Origin of the sequence: Streptomyces sp. NPDC004667, from assembly GCF_040609475.1 — a bacterium.
In the GTDB taxonomy this organism is placed as follows: domain Bacteria; phylum Actinomycetota; class Actinomycetes; order Streptomycetales; family Streptomycetaceae; genus Streptomyces.
Window position 1 is genome coordinate 1 of record NZ_JBEXKC010000195.1, and the last position, 4,351, is coordinate 4,351.

General features: G+C 75.4%; 2 protein-coding genes. Both read right to left on the reverse strand.

The window, feature by feature from the left end:
- Positions 1–34: 34 nt before the first annotated feature.
- Positions 35–391 carry a hypothetical protein gene (locus tag ABZW32_RS38970; protein WP_356225547.1) on the reverse strand — a complete coding sequence of 119 codons (357 nt, stop codon included), beginning with the start codon at positions 389–391 and terminating at the stop codon, positions 35–37.
- 186 nt (positions 392–577) lie between these two features.
- A partial coding sequence (locus ABZW32_RS38975; protein ID WP_356225549.1) for a hypothetical protein occupies positions 578–4,351 on the reverse strand: 3,774 nt, incomplete at its 5' end.

Here is a 4,351-nt window from a genome sequence, read left to right on the forward strand (position 1 = left end):
GCCGGGGGCCGGGGGCCGGGAGCACGGGGGTCCGTCAGCAGTGACCGACGCTGGTCTGGCCGGCCACCAGCGACGAGTGGACGTAGCCGGTCCCCGCGTAGCTGGAGACGCGGAACCAGCGGTTGGAGGCGTAATTCGAGCTCGGCGGGTACACCCACTGGCTGTCGGTCCAGCACAGCATCGTGACGCCGGTCCCGTTGGACAGGTAGCCGAGCGAACCGCAGCCGGTGTTGGCGCAGGTGCGCTCGTTCGCCCCGCCGCTGTTGGACGAGATGTAGCTGCCGGCCGCGTCGGCGCCGCCGGCGCCGGCCAGCAGACCGGTCAGGGCGACGGCGGCCGCGGCTGCGGCCAGTCCGGCCCGGGACCGCAGGGTGGTGGTGGTCATGCGCATCGTCGTTCTCCTCGGGAGAGTCGCGGTGGTGTGCGGCGCCCCGGCCGATCCGGCGGCGCTCCACCAGAGAGCCATCCCGACCGCGGCCGGGGGAAGGACGTCACCGCAGGTCGACCAGGCCCGTACGGTGTCCCGTACAACTCCGTACAGGGCGGCCGGGCCGCGCGGGCCCCCGGATCGGCCCGGTCACCGGCACGGCGGCGCGTAGGGCAGTCCGGGGACGAGCTGGGCCCACTCCTGTGTGCTGATGACCGTCCCCGCGCGCTCGCACAGCCTCCGGGCGATCTCCTCCTCGTCGCGGGACCACACCAGGGCGGCCGGGCCCGTACCGCCGGCCGCCAGGGAACGGCCGTCCGGGCTGTACGCGACGGCGTACGCCTTCCCGCCGAGGCCGTTCAGCACGGTGCGGGGCCGCGACCGCCGCGGATCAACGGTGTCCCACAGCCACACGGTGCCGTCCGTACTGGCGGCGGCGAGCGTGCCGCCCTCCGGGCTGAACGACAGGGCGTACACATAACTGCTCGGCCCCGTCAGCCTCGGCCCGGCCGTCCGTGCGCGGTCCCCGCTCACGTCCCACAGCCACACGTCCCGGTCCGCGGTTCCGGCCGCCAGGATCCGGCTGTCGGGGCTGAACGCGACGGACATGACGTAGCTGCCCGGCCCGCTCAGGGTGGACCCCAGTACCGGCCGGCCGCCGCCCTGCGGCAGCCGCCACAGCAGTACCTGCTTGTCGACCGTGCCGGCGGCGAGCCACCGCCCGTCCGGACTGAACGCCACCGAATAGACGTAGTTCGTCGGCTCCGACAGTTCCGCCGAGAGTTGCGGGTGCGCCGGGTCCACCGTGTTCCACACGCGAACCGTCCGCCCCTCGCTGCCCACGGCCAGGATGCGGCCCGTCCGGTCGAAGGCCGCGGACTGGATGGTTCCGGCGCCGCCGGCCAGGGGTTCTCCGTAGGGGACGGCGTGGTCGGGGCGGGAGAGGTCCCACAGCCACAGCTTGCCCTCCCGGCCGCCCACCGCGAGGGTGCGGCCGTCCGGGGTGAAGGAGACCGTCGCGGAGTACCCGGTGGGGTTCGTCAGGGGCGGCCCCACGGGGCGCGGGGCCCAGGGATCGGTGACGTCCCACAGCTGTACGTCACGCCCCGCGACGGCGAGCAGCTTCCCGTCAGGCGCGTATCCGATCGCGTTGACCGTGCCCTGGAAGCCGCGCAGCGGGCGGGGAGGCAGCTGCCACAGGCGCACGGTCCCGTCCGCGGCGCCCGTCACCAGCTGCCGCCCGCCGGGATGGAAGGAGAGCGAGGTGACCGGTCCCGGGTGCGGGAACACGCCGGCGAGGACGCGCGTCCGCGCGTCGTACAGGCGCACCTGGTTGTCCGCGCTGGCGGTCGCCAGCCACTGCCCGTCGGGACCGTAGGCGACGGCGTTGACGTAGCTGGCAGGTCCGTCGGGCGCGGCCGGGGCCCCGCCGATCACATCGGGGGCGTCGGGGCCGGCGCCCGGGGCGGGTACGTCCCACACCCGGGTGGACCGGTCCTGGCTCCCGGCGGCGAGCCGTGCGCCGTCGGCGGTGAAGGCCAGGGCGAACACCGGGCCGGCCGCTCCGGTCAGCGGCTGCCCGTAGGCGCTCGGGTGGCCGGGGTCGGCGAGGTCCCACAGGCGTACGGAGCCGTCCGCGCCGCCTGCGGCCAGCAGGCCCGGGCCGGGGCCGGGCCGGAACGCGACGGTGTGCACCGCCCCGGTGAACCCGGTGAGCCGCGGACCGGTGGCGGCCGGAGGGGCGGAGCCCCCTTCCGTGGTCGCGGCCGTCACCGCCTGGTCCGGCCACAGGTACACCCCTCCGTCGGCGCCCGCCGCTGCCAGCGTCTTGCCGTCCGGCGCGAAGGCCACCCCGTACACGGCCGAATCCGGACCCTTGAACGACCGGGGCGCGGTCGCCGCCGGAGCGGTGACCGAGGGCTCCCACACCCGTACGGTCCCGTCCCCCGACCCGGCCGCGATCCGCCGGCCGTCCGGACTGAAGGCGAGCGCGTACACGGTGTCGGCGAACGTGACCGGCGCCGCCCCCAGTGGTCGCGGCCGCTGCGGATCGCGCAGGTCCCACAGCGCGACCTGGTGGTCCAGGCCTCCCGCGGCGAGGGTGTGCCCGTCCGGGCTGAGGGCCACTGCCTGTACGACGCCACGGAACGCGAGGATCCGGGTCACGGCGGGCAGCGCCGAGGCGTCCATCAGCGCCTCCCGGGCCTCGGCCGTGGGAGCCGTACGGTACGCCACCAGAGCCAGTTGCGCGGCGAGGGCGAGGTCGGTGCCCCGCAGCCGTTCGGCGCGGGCCGCCACCAGCCGGGACAGGGCGACGGCCTGCTGTCTCTGCGCGTCACGGCGCTGGACCACGGCGACACCGGTGAGCAGGCCCGAGAGGACGACCAGCAGCGAGAGCAGGACCAGGAGCCGCCGCAGCCGTCGGGCGCCGCGCCGCTCCCGCTGGACGCGGCCGTCCTCCGCCAGCCTGCTCGCATCGAGGAAATCGCTTTCCCCCGCGTCGAGTTCCGGGGCGTGTCCGCCGTCCAGGGCCCAGCCGGAGGTCAGGGCCAGGCGGGTGCCCCGGTAGAGCAGCGAGGGGTCGCGGTCGTGTGCGAGCCAGCGGTCGGCGTCACGCGTCAGGTCCTGCCGGACGATCTGTCCGGCCCGGTCGGTGTCGATCCAGCCGCGCAGCCTCGGCCAGGCGGTGAGCAGCGCCTCGTGGGTGATCCGGGCGCCGTCGCCGTCGAGCGTGACCAGGCGGCGGTCGACGAAGCGCTCCAGCACCGAGTACACCTCTCCGGCCCGGTCGAGGTGTCCTGTGGGCGGGGGCAGCGGCAGCAGCCTGCGCGCGTCGGGCACGCCGTCCCCCACCGCCACCATCCGCAGGAACAGCCGCCGCGCGAGTAGGCACTCGGCCTGCGACAGTCCCGCGTAGACCTCTTCCGCCGTCTCGGAGACGGCCGCGGACATCCCGCCGCCCGCCCGGTAGTCCGCGATGGTCAGGGCGGTGCCGCGCCCGCGCTCCCAGGTCGACAGGAGCGCGTGCGACAGCAGGGGCAGGGCCCCGGGGCCGGAGTCCCGCAGGTCGGCGAGGAGCAGGTCGACGAACCCTTCGTCCAGGACCAGACCGGCCTTGGCCGCAGGACCGCCGACCACGGCGCGGATCTCGTCCTCGCCGAGCGCGCCGACGACGGTCTGGCCCTTCTGCAGGGCCGCCGCGAGGGGGCGCTGATCGAGCGCCTGACCGTAGAAGTCCGCGCGCAGGCAGCCGGTGACGCGCACGTCGAGGGAGGGGAGGGCCGCCAGGCACCGCAGGAACCGCTCCCGTTCGGCGGGGTCGGGGCATGCGGTGAACACCTCCTCCAGCTGGTCGACCGCCACGACGATGCGTACGCCCTCCCGGCGGGCCAAGGCCTGGATCCGTGCGGCACGTTCGAGGGGATCGTCTGCCGGGTCCTCCGCGTGCGCCCCCGGCGCGTCGTTCCACTGCGCGGACAGGGCGGACGCCAGTGCGCGCATCGGGTCGCGGCCGGGGACGAGCCGCAGCGGTGTGAAGCCGTGCTCGCCCCGGAGGACGGGCAGCACCCCCGCCCGCAGGAGGGAGGACTTCCCGGAGCCGGAGGCCCCGACGAGCAGTTGGGGTACGTCGGCGCCCTCGGAGAGGATCCGGTCCACGATGAGCGCCCGCAGGCGGTCGCGGCCGAAGAACCAGTCGGCGTGGCGTTCCTCGAAACCCGCGAGTCCCCGGTAGGGCGACGCGCCTCCCGCGACGCGCAGGAGCCGGGACCGTCTCAGCTCGGCGAGCCGTTCCAACCAGCGCTCGACCTCGGCCGCGTCGGTCACCCCGCAGACGTGCAGCACCCGGCGGAACAGGGGCAGGGACCCCATCGACGGCAGCGCGGAGAGCGGGCCGAGGCCCATGGAGACCGTGGGGAACTCCCA

Bases quoted from the DNA above. Each gene is read 5' to 3' on its own strand.
- ABZW32_RS38970 (WP_356225547.1), bottom strand. From the start codon at position 391: ATGCGCATGACCACCACCACCCTGCGGTCCCGGGCCGGACTGGCCGCA.